Origin of the sequence: Micromonospora sp. TSRI0369 (assembly GCF_001905625.1) — a bacterium.
Taxonomy (GTDB): domain Bacteria; phylum Actinomycetota; class Actinomycetes; order Mycobacteriales; family Micromonosporaceae; genus Micromonospora; species Micromonospora echinospora_A.
On record NZ_LIVU01000009.1, the window covers coordinates 37,573 to 54,145 of the forward strand.

Consider the following 16,573-nt stretch of genomic DNA (forward strand, 5'->3'; position numbering starts at 1 on the left):
CGCGGCCGGCGACCCGGTGCCTGCCGTTTCAGCGCAGGTAGATGTTCGGCGCCGGCGGGGTGCTCATGCCGTCGCCCAGGTAGAAGCCCGGGTGCGGCGGCTGGTTGTACGCGGTGTTCTGCCAGGCCACCGCCACCCGGTACTGCGGGTCGTGCATCAGCGTCGGCAGTCGCAGGCCGGTGGTGACCGGCGTGCTGTAGATCCGTAGCGCGGTGCTGTCGCTGGTGCGCCAGACGACCTCCTCGCGCCAGTCGCCGAGCAGGTCCGCCGAGAGGGCCGGGGTGGACTTGGTGCCGTTGTTGGACGCGACGCCGCTGCCGGTGAGCAGCCGGGTCTCGCCGCCGGTGCCGTACTTGTCGATCTTCGTGGCGTCGAGCAGTTCCCGTACCGGGTCGCCGTCCCACCAGATCAGGAAGTTCGCCGACGACGGTTTGCGCCCGACGTTCTGCCCCCGGGTGTTCAGCAGCCCGTCGACCGCCGACGACCACGACTCCGCGCCCGGGCTGCCGGCCCAGACGTCACCGGAGACGCCGCGTCCGTTGTCGCCGTTCGGCGCGGTCTGCCAGAGGATCTGCCCGGTCCGCGCGTCGGCCATCCAGGAACTGGGCTTGCTGCCGTCCTCGTCGACCTTGAACACCTCCAGGCCGGAGCGGGAGGGGTCGAGGTCGCCGACGTGCAGCGCGTCGCCGTGGCCGTTGCCGGTGGAGTACAGCAGCCGGCCGTTGTCGTCGATCGTGGCGGCCCCGTACACGATCTCCTGGCGGCCGTCGTTGTCGACGTCGGCCACGGAGAGCTGGTGGTTGCCCTGCCCGGCGGCGGCGCCGTTGCCGGAGGCGTTCGAGTCGAACGTCCAGCGCTTGCGCAGCGTGCCGTCGCGGAAGTCCCAGGCCGCGACGACGGCCCGGGTGTAGTAGCCGCGCGCCATGATCAGCGAGGGGCGCTGCCCGTCCAGGTACGCGGTGCCGGCGAGGAACCTGTCGACCCGGTTGCCGTACGAGTCACCCCAGGACGAGACGGTGCCGCGCGGCGGGTCGTAGTCGACTGTGGACAGCGCCGCGCCGGTGCGCCCGTCGAACATGGTCAGGTACTCCGGGCCGGCGAGCACGTATCCGCTGGAGTTGCGGTGGTCGGCCGAGCCGTTGCCGATCACCTGGCCGGTGCCGGAGCGGGTGCCGTCGGCGGTCTTCATGGCCACCTCGGCGTCCCCGTCGCCGTCGTAGTCGTACACCTGGAACTGGGTGTAGTGGGCGCCGGCGCGGATGTTGCGGCCCAGGTCGATGCGCCACAGCCGGGCGCCGGTGAGCGTGTACGCGTCGACGTAGACGTTGCCGGTGTAGCCGGACTGCGAGTTGTCCTTGGCGTTCGACGGGTCCCACTTGAGCACGAACTCGTAGCGACCGTCGCCGTCGAGGTCACCGACGCTCGCGTCGTTCGCCGAGTAGCTGTACCCCTCACCGCTCGGCGTGGTGCCGCCGGGCGGCGGCTGGATCGGCACGTCCAGGTAGCCGTTGGCGAACTGGAGCGCCGGGGCGGACGCCGCCTGTTCGGCGCCGTTCACCACGGCCCGCACGGTGTACGCCGATCCGGCCGCCGCGCCGCTGTCCAGGTACGTGGTGGCGCCGGTGATCGGGCTGGCGTTGACCTTGGTGCCGCCCCGGTAGAGGTTGAACGACACACCGGTGGTCTCGGTGCCGAGCAGCCGCCAGGAGACCAGGTTCCCGCTGCCGGAGCGGACGCTGACCAGCCCTCGGTCGAGTTTCTCCATCTGCTTGGCGCCGGCCGGCGGGTCGGTGGGCGGTGGCGTGGTGGGCGGTGGTGTCGACGGCGGCGGGGTGCTGGGCGGTGGTGTCGACGGTGGCGGCGTCGACGGTGGCGCGCTGGTGGACGGCGCGCCGGTGCAGGCGGTGCCGTTGAGCGTGAACGCGGCCGGCACCGGGTTCGACGCGTTGTTCCACGAGCCGTTGAAGCCGAAGTTCGCGGTGCCGCCGGTGCCGAGGGCCGCGTTGTAGCCGGCGTCGCGGGCGCTCACCTGCGCGCCGGACTGGCTGACGGTGGCGTTCCACGCCTGGACGACCTGCTGGCCGGCGGCGAAGCTCCAGCCGAGGGTCCAGCCGTTGACCGGGTCGCCGAGGTTGGTGACTGTCACGTCGGCGCCGAAGCCGCCGCTCCACTGGTTGGTGATCCGGTAGTCGACCCGGCAGGCGGCGGCGGCCGCCGCGGCGGTCATCGTGGTGAGCGCGCCGGCCGACAGGGTGACCGCCGAGGCCGCGGCGATCAGCGCGAGCCGGCGGCGTGGGGTGGTGAGGTGCACGGGGATGCCTTTCGCGGAGGTCAGGCACGCGACGACGCCGGCCTGCCCGGACCGGCGGGGAAGGTACGTGCCCTGCTGCGACGGGCGACGTCAACGTATCGACGTCGGTGATTCGGCTCCGCGCTCCGTCAGCCTAGGTCACCGCCGGACACACCCACAAGCGCGGCGGCGCGGCGTGGGCAGCGCGGCGCGGCGGCGCGGGCGGGGCGGCGCGGCGGCGCGGGCGGGGCGGCGCGGCGGCGCGGGCGGGGCGGCGCGGCGGGGCGAGGCGAGGGAGGCGGCGCGGGGCCGGGCGGGGCGGCGAAACGGCGCGGTGGAGTGGCGGCGCAGGATCGCTGCGGCCAACAGCCGATGCCGACGCCGACGCCGACGAGAAGAGATGCCTGAAAGTCGATATACCTCAGAGTCATAATTATGACCGAGAGGCATATCGGTCAGCAGGACATGTCTCTACGGCGGGCGACACGCCGAGACAGAACACTCCTGGGCGATGGCGCGGCCCGGGAACGCGAGCGGCTCAGCCCTCGACGGCGGCGGCGAGCTTCCGCGACTCCGCGGCCTCGGCCGGCTCGGAGGTCTCGGCGGTGACCACCGGCTCCGGGGCTTGCCCCGACTTCGCGGCCCCTGCCGACCCGACGGATTCCCCCGGCCGAGCGGGCTCCCCCGCCTCCGCGGGCGACGCGGAGACGGGCGCGGCCTCGACCGGCGGCGCGGAGGCCGGCGACGCGGAGGCCAGCGCTGCCTCGACGGTGGCGCGGGCGCGGCGGGTACGGCGCAGCGCACGCACCGCCAGGACGATGGCGACCACCCAGGCGACGCCGAGCAGCGCGTAGACCACCACCGGCGCCGAGCCGCTCACGCCACCGGCGCTCAGCAGCGTGCGGGCGTTGGTCAGCACGATCACGCCGCCGATCACGGCGCCGAGCAGCTGGGCGGGAACGATGCGGACCAGCCAGGCCGCGATCGGCGCGGCGATCAGGCCACCGACCAGGAGCGCGGCCACCGTGGGCAGCAGGAAGCCCTCGGTGCCCAGGCCGATCAGGAAGCCGACGCTCGCCGCGCCGGCCACGACGAACTCGGAGGTGTCCACCGAGCCGATGACCTTGCGGGGTTCCATCCGGCCGGAGACCAGCAGCGCCGGGGTGGCGACCGGGCCCCAGCCTCCGCCGCCGGTGGCGTCGACGAAGCCCGCGACCAGTCCCAGCGGGGCGAGGAAACGGCTACGCAGCCGGCCGGCGGCGCGGTTGGCCCGCAACGGCCGGGAGAACCGCACCAGCAGGTACGCGCCGAGCGTGAACAGGATGGCCGCCATCCACGGCGCGGCGGCCTCGGTGGAGATGGAGCTGAGGAACGTGGCCCCGGCGAACGCGCCGATCGCGCCGGGCAGCGCGATCCGGCCGACCACCCGCCAGTCGACGTTGCCGAAGCGCCAGTGCGAGACGCCCGCGGCGAGCGTGGTGCCGATCTCGGCCAGGTGCACCGAGGCCGACGCGGCGGCCGGCGCGACACCGGCGAAGAGGAGCAGCGTCGAGGAGGTCAGCCCGTACGCCATGCCGAGCGAGCCGTCGACCAGTTGCGCGGCGAGCCCGACGAGGGCGAGGACCAGCAGCTTGCGCACGAGCGCCCCCTGACTTTTCGGTATCTCCTATCAACTTGGTCGACAATGCGGCACGGAGGCGGTCCCGGTCAAGTCCCCCATCCGGTTGGTAGGACGCGCCGGACGGCGCGATCAGCTCCAGGCGCGCGGGTCGGCAGCCAGCTCGTTGACCCGGCCGGGCAGTGCGCCGGAGGCCACGTCGGCGATCGTGACCAGCTCCAGGATCTCCCGCTCGCTGGCCCGCAACGCGATCCAGACGTCCTGCAACGCGCGGGCCGCACCCTGGTAGCCGAGCTGTTCCGGACGCTGGCCGCGCACGTGCGCGAGCGGACCGTCGATGACGCGGATCACCTCGGCCAGGGAGATCTCCCCCGCCGGCCGGGCCAGCCAGTAGCCGCCCTCGGGGCCACGCTGGGCGTGCACGATGCCGCCCCGGCGAAGCTGGAGCAGAATGCTCTCCAGGAACTTCGGCGGGATTTCCTGGGACCGGGCGATCTGCTCGGCGGTCACCGGGCGACTCCGCTCGGCGGTCCCGTCCGCGACCGAGGCCAGCTCAGCGGCCGCGCGGAGGGCGTAGTCGACCCGGGCGGAAAGACGCATACGGCCAGGCTAGTCCGCTGCCTCGCGAGCCGCCCCGCCGACCCGGCGCAGCAGTCCCTCCTGCACGGCGCTGGCGATGTGCCGCCCGTCGGCGGTGAACATGCGGCCGGTGGCCAGGCCACGGGCGCCCGACGCGGACGGGCTCCAGCAGTCGTACAGGAACCACTCGTCGGCGCGGAACGACCTGTGGAACCACAACGCGTGGTCGAGGCTCGCGCCGACCACGCCGCCCGGACCCCACACCTCGCCGTGCACCGACAGCACCGAGTCCAGCAGCGTCAGGTCGGAGGCGTACGTCAGCGCGCACGCGTGCAGCAGCGGGTCGTCCGGCAGCTTGCCGTCCACGCGCATCCACACCCGCTGGTGCGGTTCGGCCGGGCGGTCGCCGGGGCGTACCCAGCCGGGCTCGCCGACGTAGCGCACGTCGATCGGGCGCGGGATCATCCCCCAGATGCCGAGCCGCTCCGGGTAGCGGGCGAGCCGGTCGGCCATGGTCGGCACGTCGTCCGGGCCGGGCACGTCCGGCGGCAGCGGGGCGTGGTGGTCCAGCCCTTCGTCCTGTCGCTGGAACGACGCCGACATGAAGAAGATCGGCTTGTCGTGCTGCAGCGCCACCGAGCGGCGCACCGAGAAGGACCGGCCGTCCCGGACGTTCTCCACCTGGTACTCGATCGGCTCGGCCGGGTCACCGGGGCGCACGAAGTAGCCGTGCAGGGAGTGCACGGCCCGCTCCGCGTCGACGGTGCGGCCGGCCGCGACCAGTGCCTGCCCGGCGACCTGCCCGCCGTAGACCCGCTGCGGGCCCACCGGCGGGCTCATGCCCCGGAAGGCCATCTCCCCGGTACGGGCGAGGTCGAGCACCTCCAGCAGCTGGTCGACCGCCACCTGCCCGGTCGCCGCAGCACTCACTGCGTCACCTTCGTTCGCGACTGCGGGGCTCGCAGACCCGGCTCACTCCTCGCGCTCACTGCGTCACCTTCGTTCGCGACTGCGGGGCTCGCAGAACCGGCTCACTCCTCGCGCTCACTGGAGCGCTCGCGCCGAGGCCGCGTCCACGAGCGAGCCCAGCTGGTGCACGCGCAGCGTGTTGGTGGAGCCGGGGGTGCCGGGCGGGCTGCCCGCCACGATCACCACGTAGTCGCCCGGGTTGGCCCGGTTGAGGCCGAGCAGCGCCTGGTCGACCTGGCGGAACATGTCGTCGGTGTGCTGGACGAACGGCATCAGGAACGTCTCCACGCCCCAGGAGAGCGCGAGCTGGTTGCGCACCTCCGGCACCGGCGTGAAGGCCAGCAGCGGCAGGTCGCAGTGCAGCCGGGCGAGCCGCTTGACGGTGTCGCCGGTCTGCGAGAACGCCACCATGGCCTTCGCGCCGATGGCCCGGGCGATGGAGGAGGCGGCCACGGTGAGCGCGCCGCCGTGCGTACGCGGGTCGTGCTGCAACCGGGGGACGGCGATCGAGCCGGCCTCGGTGGTGGTGATGATCTTGGCCATGGTGCTGACGGTGAGCACCGGGTACTTGCCGACGCTCGTCTCGCCGGAGAGCATCACCGCGTCCGCGCCGTCGAGCACCGCGTTCGCCACGTCGGAGGCCTCGGCGCGGGTCGGTCGGGAGTTCTCGATCATCGAGTCGAGCATCTGGGTGGCCACGATGACGGCCTTGGCGTTCTCCCGGCACAGCTGCACGGCGCGCTTCTGCACCAGCGGCACCTGGTCCAGCGGCAGCTCGACGCCGAGGTCGCCGCGGGCGACCATGACGCCGTCGAAGGCCAGCACGATCGCCTCCAGGTGGTCCACCGCCTCCGGCTTCTCCACCTTGGCCAGGACCGGGCGGCGCACGCCCTCCTCGTCCATGATCGAGTGGACGAGCTTGATGTCCTCGGGCGAGCGGACGAACGAGAGCGCGACCAGGTCGACACCGAGGCCGAGGGCGAAGCGCAGGTCCTCCGCGTCCTTGTCCGACATGGCCGGGACGCTGACCGCCACGTTCGGCAGCGAGACGCCCTTGTTGTTGGAGACCGGGCCGCCCTCGGTGACCAGGCACCGGATGTCGTTGCCGGTGACGTCGCTGACCTCGACCGCGACACGGCCGTCGTCGATCAGCAGCCGGTCGCCCGGCTTCACCTCCTGCGGCAGCTTGCGGTAGGTGCAGGAGACCCGCTCCTTCGAGCCGACGATGTCGTCACCGGTGATCACGACCGAGTCGCCGGTGCGCCACTCGTGCGGACCGTCGGCGAACCGGCCCAGCCGGATCTTGGGCCCCTGGAGGTCGGCGAGCACCGCGACCGGCTTGCCGGACGCCTCGGCGGCCTCCCGGACCAGGCGGTAGACCGATTCGTGGTCGGCGTGACTGCCGTGGCTGAAGTTGAGCCTCGCCACGTTCATGCCCGCCTCGACAAGCCCTCGGATACGCTCCGGGGACGAGGTGGCGGGGCCGAGAGTACAGACGATCTTCGCGCGGCGTGTCACGCCCATCAGGCTAGTCTCTCCTCCGGATCGGCCTCCCGGCCGACCCCTTGCGGACAGCGGAACAGTTGTCCAACGACGCGCGTCTACGCGCGGGCGGGCGGTTGGCGTACCGCACCGGAACGTCGTGAGTGGCGGGCATCGGCGACCGCGCGGCGGAAATGGTACCCCTCGCCGTCACGTGCCGACCGGGTGCTCCCGTGGATGCCGCCCGCCCTCGCCGTGGCGCGGCCCCGGCGGACCGGCCGGGGGCAGCGTCGGTACGGCCGAGAACATCCCGCGCGGGTCGTAACGGCGCTTGGCCCGGCGCAGCCGCTCCCAGTTCGATCCGTACGCGAGGCGCACCCGGTCGGTCTCCTCGGGCGCGAGCAGGTTCGGGTAGCCGCCGGGCAGCGCGTGCGCAGCCAGGGCCGCGCTGGTGTGCTCGGCCCACGCCCGGTGCGGCGCCGGGTCGCCGCCGGGCGTCCAGACCGCGATGATCTCGGCGAGCAGGTGGTCGGCGCGCAGCCCGAACGCGGTCCGCTCCACCGGGACCCGGCTCGCGGCGCCGTGGAAGTGGTGCAGCGCGATCGCCGAGAACGGCGACGAGACCGCCCCGGCCGCCGCGGTCAGCGCCGCCACCACCGGCTCGTCCACCCGGGCCAGCCATCGGGTACGCAGCAGGTAGTGGTTGCCGTCGGCCATGCCGCCGTCGAACAGGCGCAGCACGTCCTCGTACGCCAGTGGGGCGACCTGGTCGACGATCGGGGTGCCGAGCGCGCGCAGCCGGTCCACCGCGGCCTGTCCCGCCGCCGCGTCGTCGCCGGTGAAGACCGGGGCGAGGAACACCACCGGCTCCCCGGCCGGGCCGGGCAGGAACCCAGCCATCACGGTCAGCTCGTCCGGGGCGTCCCGCACGGCCTGCCCGTAGCCGCGCAGCACCGCCGTCGCCTGGGCCGCCGGGAACAGCAGCATGCCGGCGAGCGCGGCGGCCAGCGGGTGGGTACGCAGGCGCAGCGCGGTGACCACGCCGAAGTTGCCGCCCCCGCCGCGCAGCGCCCAGTACAGCTCGGGCTCGTGCTCCGCGTCGGCGGTGACCCGGCGGCCGTCGGCGAGCACCACCTCGGCGCCGAGCAGGTTGTCCAGCGCCAGCCCGTGCCGGCCGCAGAGCGGGCCGTACCCGCCGGCCATGGTCAGCCCGGCCAGCCCGACCGCGCGCACCACGCCGGTGACCACGACCCGGTCGTACGGCCGCAGGGCGGCGAGCGCGTCGGCGGCCGTCGCCCCGCCGCCCACCGTGACAGTCGACGCGCCGGGGCCGACGTCGATCTGCCGCATACCGGTGAGGTCGACGACCAGGCCGCCGTCGCGCAGCGCCCGGCCGGCCCAGTCGTGGCCGCCGCCGCGCACCGACAGCGGCAGTCGGCACCGCCCGGCGACGCGGACCGCGAGCGCGACCTCGTCGGCGTCCTGGCACTGTGCGACGAGCGCGGGCGTGCCGGCCGGGGCGCCGTTCCAGAGCCGGACGGCGGCCGGGAAGCCCGGTTCGGCGGGGGTGAGCAGGCGGGCGCCGAGCGCCTCGCGGAGCAGGCCGGTGGCGCGGGGCAGGTCCGGGGCGGAGGTCATGGCGACTCCTCGGCCGACCCGGGCCGGCGGCGCCGGACGCGCCGGGATCGGCTCACTGCGCCGGACGCTAGCACCGCCACAGCGGGCCCGCCGTCGCCCGCACGACAGTGCCCCGGCCGTCAGCTCTCCGTCTTGACCAGCGGGAACTCCAGCGAGCCGGCCGGGCAGAGGAAGGTCAGCACCTCGACCCGGTAGAGACCGGCCTGCACCGCCGGGTCGGCCTCCATGACGCTGCGCACGTCGTCCACCGAGCCGGTGCGCGCCAGGCCGAAACCGATCGGCGGGTCCGGTTCCCGGGCCGGGCCGTCCACCGAGCCGTCGACGAGCACGATGCCGCGCCGTTGCAGCGCCCGCATGTGCTGCAGATGCTCGGCCTGCAGCCGCTGCACGGTCTCCTCCGGCAGGGCCCGGCCGGAGGGCCCCGGGTAGAGCACGATGCACTCGTACGTGTCCAGCGCGAAGTCGAGCTGTGGCGTCGCGCCCATGCGCACCTCCTGACCAGCGTTGCGCTCAGCCTCGCACGGCGGTCCGGTGCGCCGGGCCCGCTCGCCGCAACTGCCCCGCCGGTCGTCCCGCTGGCTTCGCCGCCGCGATTCGGGGAATGTCCAGGGGTCGGGGCGCGCGCCGCCCCGCGACCGCGTACGAGCACAGGAGGATCACGAATGGCCACCAGCACCCAGCCCGCCAAGGCGTCGGGCAGCTACCGGATCGGTGGTGACCTGCGGGTCGACCGCCTCGGCTACGGGGCGATGCAGCTCACCGGCCCCGGTGTGTGGGGTGACCCGAAGGACCCGGCCGAGGCGGTGCGGGTGCTGCGCCGCGCGTACGAGCTGGGCGTCACGTTCATCGACACCGCGGACTCGTACGGGCCGTTCGTCAGTGAGCTGCTGATCCGCGAGGCGCTGCACCCGTACGCCGACGACCTGGTCATCGCGACAAAGGCCGGGCTGACCCGGTCCGGCCCGGACGACTGGCGGCCGGTGGGCCGCCCGGAGTACCTGCGCCAGCAGTGCGAGCTGAGCCTGCGTCACCTGGGCCTGGACTGCATCCCGCTCTACCAGCTGCACCGCGTCGACGCGACTGTGCCGCTAACCGACCAGCTCGGCGAGCTGGCGCTGCTGCGGCAGGAGGGCAAGATCCGGCACATCGGGCTCTCGCAGGTCAGTGTCGAGCAGATCGAGGCGGCCCGGGAGATCGTCCCGATCGTGTCCGTGCAGAACCTGTACAACCTGGCCGACCGCGGCGCGGAGGACGTGCTGGCGCACTGCGAGCGTCACGACCTGGCGTTCATCCCCTGGTTCCCGATCGCCACCGGCAACCTGGCCCGGCCCGGCGGCCCGCTGGACGCGATCTCGACCGGCCACGGCGCCACCCCGGCGCAGCTCGCGCTGGCCTGGCTGCTGCGCCGGTCGCCGGTGATGCTGCCGATCCCGGGTACGTCGTCGGTGGCGCATCTGGAGGAGAACGTCGCGGCGGCCGAGGTGGAGCTGACCGACGACGAGTTCGAGGCGCTGGCCAAGGCGGCCTGAGTCGGCTGTCACACCCACCCGAGCGGCCCTTTCGCGGAATGTGATCGAACAACTACCGTCAGAAGGATTCTCGCGAGTGGGGGTCCGCTGTGGAGGAGTTCGACTACGTCATCGTGGGGGCCGGCGCGGCGGGATGCGTGCTGGCCAACCGGCTCACCGAGGATCCGGGGACGCGGGTGCTGCTGCTGGAGGCGGGCGGCTGGGACCGCAGCCCGTACGTGCGGGTGCCGAAGGCGTTCTCCCGGCTGATGGACGACGAGCGCACCGCCTGGCACTACCCGGCCGGCACCGGGCCGGGCCGCGAGGAGATCTGGCAGCGCGGCCGGATGATCGGCGGCTCGACGTCGGTCAACGGCATGATCTGGAGCCGCGGCGCGGCCCGCGACTGGGACGCCCTCGACCCGCTGGGCTGGGGCTGGTCGACCATGCGGCAGGTGTTCACGCGGCTGGAGGACCACCCGCTCGGTCCCGCGCCGCACCGGGGCGTGGGCGGCCCGGTGCGGCTGTCCATCGCCACCGGCACCGACCCGCTCGCCGAGGAGATGGTGGCCACCGGCGCCGAGCTGGGCTGGCGCCGGGCCGACGACCTGGACGCCGACGACGACGAGCGGATCGGCTACCCCACCGCGACCATCCACGACGGACGGCGGGTCAGCGCCGCCGACGCGTTCCTGCACCCGGTACGGCGCCGGCCCAACCTGACCGTCGAGGTCGGCGCCGTCGTGCTGCGGGTGCTCGTCGAGGGCGGCCGGGCGGTCGGCGTACGGGTGGCGCGCGACGGCCGGGAGGTCGAGCGCCGGGCGGCCGCGGAGGTGATCCTCGCCGCGGGCGCCCTCGCCACCCCGCACCTGTTGCAGGTCTCCGGCATCGGACCGGCGGACACGCTGCGCGCCGCGGGCGTGCCGGTGCTGCTCGACCGGCCCCGGGTCGGCGCGGGGCTGCGCGAGCACCGGTCGATGGTGCTCCAGTACCGCCTCGCCGAGCCCGGCGGCCACAACATGACCATCGGCAGCCCGTTCGGGCAGGCCCGGGCGGCGCTGCGCTGGCTGCTCACCCGGGGCGGCCCGCTCGCCCTGCCGGTGCTCGACGTGGCGGCCCACGTCAAGTCCCGGCCCGACCTGGACCGCCCGGACGCACACCTGCTGATGGCGCCGTTCTCCGCCGCGCCGCCGCGGCCCGGCAAGGCCCTCGAACTGGAACGGGAGCCGGGCCTGATGTGCCTGGGCACCGTCACCCGGCCGGACAGCGAGGGCAGCCTGGCGATCACCGACGCGGACCCGCGTACACCGCCGGCCATCGTGGCGAACTACCTCACCACCGAGCACGACCGGCGGGTGGCGGCGGACCTGTTCCGCCGGATGCGGGAGTTCTTCGGCACCGGGCCGATCGCGAAGCGGATCAAGGCCGAGACGGTTCCCGGCCCGGCGGTCCGGACCGACACGGAGATCGTCGAGGCGGCGGTGGCGCGCGGCTATTGCGGTTACCACGCCATCGGCACCTGCGCGATGGGCGACGGCGACGACCACGTGGTCGACCCGCGGCTGCGGGTACGCGGCGTCGACGGGCTGCGGGTGGTCGACGCGTCGGTGCTGCCGGTGATGGTGGCGGGCTGGACCAGCGCCCCGGTGAGCGCGCTGGCCTGGCGGGCCGCCGACGTCATCCGCGGGCGGGACGGGAGCTGACCGTGCCCGGGCCCACGGCGGCGGGCCCGGGCACGGCTGTCAGACCGCGAAGCAGTTCGGCTGGACCGGGGCGCCGGCGAGCACCTGGCGCACCACCGTGTACGTGGTGCCGTCCAGCACCAGCCCGAGGTGGCCGACGACCCGCAGCGGGCACCACGCCTGCACCAGGACGTTGGTGGCGCCGTCGGCGAGCAGCGCGTTGTCCACCGGCCGGACCAGCTCGTCCTGCCAGGTGCGCACGGTGGCCCAGCGGACCGGCCCTGGGGTGTCGTCACCGGCGTTGAGGTCGGCCAGGAAGCTCGACCCGATCGTCATCTGCTGGCAGGCGATCACCCCCGCGCAGCTGCCCAACCCGAGGAAGGCGACCAGGTTGGCGACGTAGGTGCCGTACTGCGGGCTGCCGAGGCTGACGTACTGGTCGACGGTCGCGGCGCCGCCGAGGTATTTGACGTACCAGCGGCTGACCAGGCCGCCCTCGGAGTGGCCGACCAGGTCGACCCGGGCCGCTCCGGTGGCGGTGCGGACCCGGTCCACGTAGGACGACAGTGCCCGGGCGGACTCGCGGATGTCGCCGAGGCCGAGGTTCGGCAACTGGTAGATCGAGACCCGGTAGCCGTCGGCGCGCAGCCGGGCGGCGAGCGGCTCGTACGCGATGGAGATTCCACTCAGGCCGCCGACCACGATCACCGGGTCGGCGGCCGCGGCGGCGGCCCGTTGCGCGGCGGTGGTGACGGCGGCCGTGTTCGACGGGGCGCCGGGTTCGGCGGCGGCCGCCTGCGCGGCGGCCGGGACGAGCAGGACGGTGGCGACGGTGGTGGCGGCAAGGATCGTTCGGAGCAGCATGGGCTGCACCTCCGGGGGGAGGCACCCGGGCGGACCGGGAGGGGACGGGTGGGATCCGATCGATCGTGGACACGATGATGCGTGTCCGATTTCACACACGTCAATGAAAAGTTACGCGGCGGTAACCCTTGTCGCGCCCTCCGCGCAAACCGGCAAGCCGGGCCGGCCCCTCAGTTGCCCAGCGCCTGGACCTTCGCGATGGTCTCCTGGACGTGCTGCCGGGCCGGCTCCCCGCCCTGCGCGGCCTGCGCCAGCGCCTGCCGGTAGGAGTCGATGGCGCCGATCAGCGGCCCGGCCGTGGCCCCCTCCAGCGCGCCCGCCACCAGCGCCCGCGCCTCCGCCGCGTCCTGTGCCGCGGCGGCCGTGCGCGCCTTGGCCTCGTCCAGCTTCTGCGCCGCTGCCGCCAGCCTCGCGATGATCTCCGCCGCGCTCACAAGCCCTCCCCCAGCTCACCACCCGCGCCGAGCCTACCGCCCTCCCCCACCCCCACGCCTTCGCGATCTTGCAGTTTCCGCCCCGGCAAAAGCCACATCAAGCCCACCACAGGGGCCACAAGTCCATGATCGACGGGGCGAGGCGGGACGGGGGGCGGGCGGAGCGTCAGCGGAGGAGGCGGAAGAGGAGCAGGTAGACGCAGAACAGGGACGGGGAGACCAGGGCGCAGATCACGAAGCCCAGCGGCACGTACCGGCCGGTCGTGGCCTCACCGCCTGCCAACGCGGGGCGGCCCCAGCGGGCCAGCACGACCTGACCGGCCACGAAGGACAGCAACGGCACCCCGGCGCAGGACAGCGTCGCCACCAGGTCCAGCCCGGCCACCGGCACCGGCGACCCCACGAGCGCGACCAGCATCAGCAGCGAGCCGACGAGCGCGCAGCCGCCGTACACCGCGACCGCCCGGGCCGGCGCGGACCAGGTCGGCAGCAGCACCGGCGTGCGCGCCAGCGCGTCGGCCTGCTGCCCGTACCCGTCGGCCTCCCCGGCCAGCCGCTCCGCCGCCGCCAGCTCCGCCGCCGGGTCGCCCGCCCGGGGCGCGGGCACACCCGGAGAGGGGTACGCCCCGACGCCCGCCTGCCCCGGCGCGGCGGCTGCGCCGCCGGTCGCGCCGTCCCCCGGTCCGGCGCCCGTCCGCCCGCCCGGGTCGGCCGAAGCCGCCGTCTCCGGCGCGGCCGGTCCGGCGGCGACAGCGACCGCCGGAGCGGGCGCCTCCGCCGGGACCGAGGTCATCGGCACGCCGATCGCCTGCCCCAGCCGGTCCAGGTGCTGCCCCTGGGCGGCGAGCCGCTGCCCCAGCTTGTCGACGGCGTCCTGCAGGCCACGGCGGCGCTCCGCCTCGGCCGCGATCTCCCGCTCCCCGCCCCGCTGCCGGGTGGACAGCTCCCGCAGCAGCGCCGCGTACTCGTCGAATCCACTCATGGAACGTCACTCCCGGCGGCGAACGGCACGATCAGCGCGGTGCGGTGCTCGTGCCGGTCGACGAGCAGGGCGCGGCCCTCGCGCGGCACGTACGCGAGGTCGTGCACGCCGAGGTGCAGGCCCAGGTCGGCGGCGGGCACGTTGAGCGCGACCAGCCCTGTGACGTCGTCGCGCTGCCCGCTGCCGCCCAGGTCGTCGGCGAGCCGGCGCAGCCCGCGCCACCAGCCGAGCACGTGCACGCCGCGCGCGGGCCCCTGGCGCAGCACGGCGCGCAGGTCGTCGTACCCGGATCGGAACGTCGCCGGGTCGGAGGCGGCGAGCGTCGTGGCGGCGGCGTCCATCCCGAACACCACCAGGTAGGTGCGCCCGGAGGGCGCGTCGTCACCTGCGGCGGCCTCGGCGAGCTGGGCGCGCAGCGCCTCGGCGTCCAGGCGGCGGACCGGGTGCCCGGCGGCGGCGAGCGTCATGGCCAGGTCGTCGGCGGCGTCTGTGGTGCCGGGCGCCAGCGGCGCGAACAGGAACCGGGCGGTACCGGGCGCATGCTGCCGGGCCAGGGAGAGCGCGGCCGACCGGAGCACCTCCGCGCCGACCGCCGCGGTGCCGACCACCGCCAGGTGCCGGCCCGGGCTGGCGTCGAGCGCGAACCCGGCCGGGCTGCCGGCGACGTCGACCACGCGGCCCACGAGCGCGTACGGCGGGTCGGCGCCGGGCGCCAGCGCTGCCCAGGCGCTGTCGTCGGCGAGCCGGGGCGTCTCGTGTCCCCGGAACACGGCCGGTGGGCGCGATCCGGCCGGGCGGGCCGCGTGCAGCTCGTGGCGCAGCGACGCCAGGTCGGCCGAGGCGGCGTGCGCGTCCGGGAACCGCACCTCCGCGTCCGCACCGGGCGCGCCGGCGGCGGTGTTGACCACTGCCGTGCCGACGGTGAGCCCGCGCGCGGCGTCGTTGCGCGGGTCCAGCACGGCGTCCCCGCCGGGCAGCGCGATCCGCAGCGGGAACTGGCCGAAGATGGCCTCGGCCCGTCCGTAGAGCGCCTCGATCCCGGTGGTGCTCTGGCTGGCCAGCACCAGGTGCAGGCCGTACGAGCGGCCCTTGCGGGCCAGCTCCTCGATCAGGTCGACCGCCTGCCGGGCCAGCGCGTCGTTGCCGGCGAACAGCACGTGAAACTCGTCGATCACGGTGACGATCCGGGGCGGCCGGGCGTTGGGCGGCAGGTCGGCGAGCCGGCTGACCCCGTGCCGCTTGAGCAGGTCGGCCCGGCGGCCCAGCTCGGCGCGCAGCTCGCGCAGCACCGCCACGCCGTACTCGCGGTCGGACTCGATGCCCACCGCGTCGGCGTGCGGCAGCCAGGACGGGTCCCGGTCGGTGGGCACGAACTCGGTGAAGCTCACGCCCTCCTTGAAGTCGAGCAGCATCAGCCGCAGCTCGGCCGGGGAGTAGCGGGCGGCCAGCCCGTAGAGCACGTCGAGCAGCAGCACCGTCTTGCCGGCGCCGGTCCGCCCGCCGATCAGCCAGTGCGGCGTGGCGTCGTCGAACGCCACTGCGAGCGGGCGGCGGCCGGCCCGGCCGAGCACGGTACGCAGGCCGGAGGCGGCGGACCCGGCCCAGCGCTGCGCCGGCAGCAGGTCGGCGAACGTGACGCCGTCCTGGTCGGCGGCCTCGGCGTACCGGCGGGCCAGCGCGGTCACCGCGGCGTGCGACGGGTCGCCGTCGAGCACCACCGGCGCGGCCAGCCCGCTGCCGTCGGCGCTGAACGGGCGGCCGGGCGGGTCACCGACGAGCGTGTACCGCTCGGTGATCCGCAGTTGGGTGGTGGCGCCCAGCGGCGGCGCGGCGCTCGGGCCGGCGGGCGGGTGGCCGGCCAGCAGCACGCAGACCGCCGCTGCGGGGCCGGCGTGGGTGAGCGCCGCCAGCCGGGCCAGCTCCCGGGGCGGCGGCGCGGACGCGGCGACCACCACCAGCAGCTCCCGGTCCTCCGGCGCGGATCGCTGGGCGGTACGCGCGTGCCGCTCGGCCGCGTCGAGCAGGGCCGTCGTCTCCGCCTCGGTGGTCGCCGCCGCGGCGAGCACCCCGGCGTCCTGGAGTGGGCGCAACGGCAGGAACGCCGCGCCGAAGGCGGCCTGATCGATGCCGACGACCCGGATCGTCCCGGCCGGAGCGGCGGTCAGCAGCCGCACCACCACCGCCCGCAGCAGCTCGCCGACGCGCGGATCGCGGGCGTCCTGATCGAGCGCCAGGTGCGCGCCCGCCCCCACCGGCACGAGCACCGGGAACGCGCCGTCGACAGTGGTCGCCGCGCCGAGGCGTACCGGAACGGGGTGGGTCGCGACCCGGGCGGTGCCGGGCACCGCGGCGGCCAGCTCACCGCCGAGGCGGGCCAGCCGCGCGACCAGTTCCGGGCTGCCGACCGGCGCCGGACCGGCGGCGCCGAGCAGGTGCCGGGCCGCTTCCCAGTGGCGCAGGGCCCGCCGGTGCCGATCGACCGCCTGCCGGTACGCCGAAGCGAGTCTTCCCACCGTCCGCCCTCCGA

The 16,573-nt window shown here is 74.9% G+C and carries 13 protein-coding genes; 2 read left to right on the forward strand and 11 right to left on the reverse strand.

Features of this window, described 5'->3' with window-relative positions; genetic code table 11:
* Nucleotides 1-28 precede the first annotated feature (28 nt).
* The 7 genes from AMK25_RS25550 to AMK25_RS25580 form a co-directional block, all read right to left on the reverse strand.
* Complete coding sequence (locus AMK25_RS25550) at nucleotides 29-2,311, reverse strand: rhamnogalacturonan lyase family protein (protein ID WP_073830935.1); 2,283 nt, start codon at nucleotides 2,309-2,311, stop codon at nucleotides 29-31.
* A gap of 517 nt (nucleotides 2,312-2,828) precedes the next feature.
* Nucleotides 2,829-3,929: a sulfite exporter TauE/SafE family protein gene (locus tag AMK25_RS25555; protein WP_073830936.1), complete on the reverse strand. Its 1,101-nt coding sequence runs from the start codon at nucleotides 3,927-3,929 to the stop codon at nucleotides 2,829-2,831.
* A 111-nt stretch (nucleotides 3,930-4,040) separates the two neighbouring features.
* Complete coding sequence (locus AMK25_RS25560) at nucleotides 4,041-4,508, reverse strand: RrF2 family transcriptional regulator (RefSeq protein WP_073830937.1); 468 nt, start codon at nucleotides 4,506-4,508, stop codon at nucleotides 4,041-4,043.
* A gap of 9 nt (nucleotides 4,509-4,517) precedes the next feature.
* Nucleotides 4,518-5,417 carry an acyl-CoA thioesterase gene (locus AMK25_RS25565; protein WP_073830938.1) on the reverse strand — a complete coding sequence of 300 codons (900 nt, stop codon included), beginning with the start codon at nucleotides 5,415-5,417 and terminating at the stop codon, nucleotides 4,518-4,520.
* 114 nt (nucleotides 5,418-5,531) lie between these two features.
* Nucleotides 5,532-6,980 carry a pyruvate kinase gene (gene pyk, locus AMK25_RS25570; RefSeq protein WP_073830939.1) on the reverse strand — a complete coding sequence of 483 codons (1,449 nt, stop codon included), beginning with the start codon at nucleotides 6,978-6,980 and terminating at the stop codon, nucleotides 5,532-5,534.
* Between the two features lie 168 nt (nucleotides 6,981-7,148).
* The gene (locus AMK25_RS25575) at nucleotides 7,149-8,576 is read right to left on the reverse strand and encodes an FAD-binding oxidoreductase (protein WP_073830940.1); all 1,428 of its coding nucleotides are present in this window, start codon (nucleotides 8,574-8,576) and stop codon (nucleotides 7,149-7,151) included.
* Nucleotides 8,577-8,695: 119 nt separating this feature from the next.
* Complete coding sequence (locus AMK25_RS25580; RefSeq protein WP_073830941.1) at nucleotides 8,696-9,061, reverse strand: YciI family protein; 366 nt, start codon at nucleotides 9,059-9,061, stop codon at nucleotides 8,696-8,698.
* Nucleotides 9,062-9,238: 177 nt separating this feature from the next.
* Between AMK25_RS25580 and AMK25_RS25585 the strand changes: the two genes are divergently transcribed.
* Together AMK25_RS25585 and AMK25_RS25590 are read left to right on the forward strand one after the other, a co-directional pair.
* Complete coding sequence (locus AMK25_RS25585) at nucleotides 9,239-10,105, forward strand: aldo/keto reductase (RefSeq protein WP_073830942.1); 867 nt, start codon at nucleotides 9,239-9,241, stop codon at nucleotides 10,103-10,105.
* A gap of 89 nt (nucleotides 10,106-10,194) precedes the next feature.
* Nucleotides 10,195-11,787: a GMC family oxidoreductase gene (locus AMK25_RS25590; protein ID WP_073830943.1), complete on the forward strand. Its 1,593-nt coding sequence runs from the start codon at nucleotides 10,195-10,197 to the stop codon at nucleotides 11,785-11,787.
* Between the two features lie 39 nt (nucleotides 11,788-11,826).
* Here AMK25_RS25590 and AMK25_RS25595 read toward each other — a convergent pair whose 3' ends face one another.
* The 4 genes from AMK25_RS25595 to AMK25_RS25610 form a co-directional block, all read right to left on the reverse strand.
* Entirely contained in the window at nucleotides 11,827-12,630 is an 804-nt protein-coding gene (locus AMK25_RS25595) for a lipase family alpha/beta hydrolase (protein ID WP_073830944.1), read from the reverse strand.
* Nucleotides 12,631-12,800: 170 nt separating this feature from the next.
* Nucleotides 12,801-13,064: a DUF6244 family protein gene (locus AMK25_RS25600; protein ID WP_073830945.1), complete on the reverse strand. Its 264-nt coding sequence runs from the start codon at nucleotides 13,062-13,064 to the stop codon at nucleotides 12,801-12,803.
* A 166-nt stretch (nucleotides 13,065-13,230) separates the two neighbouring features.
* A complete protein-coding gene (locus AMK25_RS25605) occupies nucleotides 13,231-14,046 on the reverse strand; it encodes a hypothetical protein (protein ID WP_073830946.1) in 816 nt (271 codons plus the stop codon).
* Nucleotides 14,043-16,559, reverse strand: coding sequence for an FtsK/SpoIIIE domain-containing protein (locus AMK25_RS25610; RefSeq protein WP_073830947.1), 2,517 nt, complete (start codon nucleotides 16,557-16,559; stop codon nucleotides 14,043-14,045). The genes AMK25_RS25605 and AMK25_RS25610 overlap by 4 nt, the downstream gene beginning before the upstream one ends.
* Nucleotides 16,560-16,573: the final 14 nt, after the last annotated feature.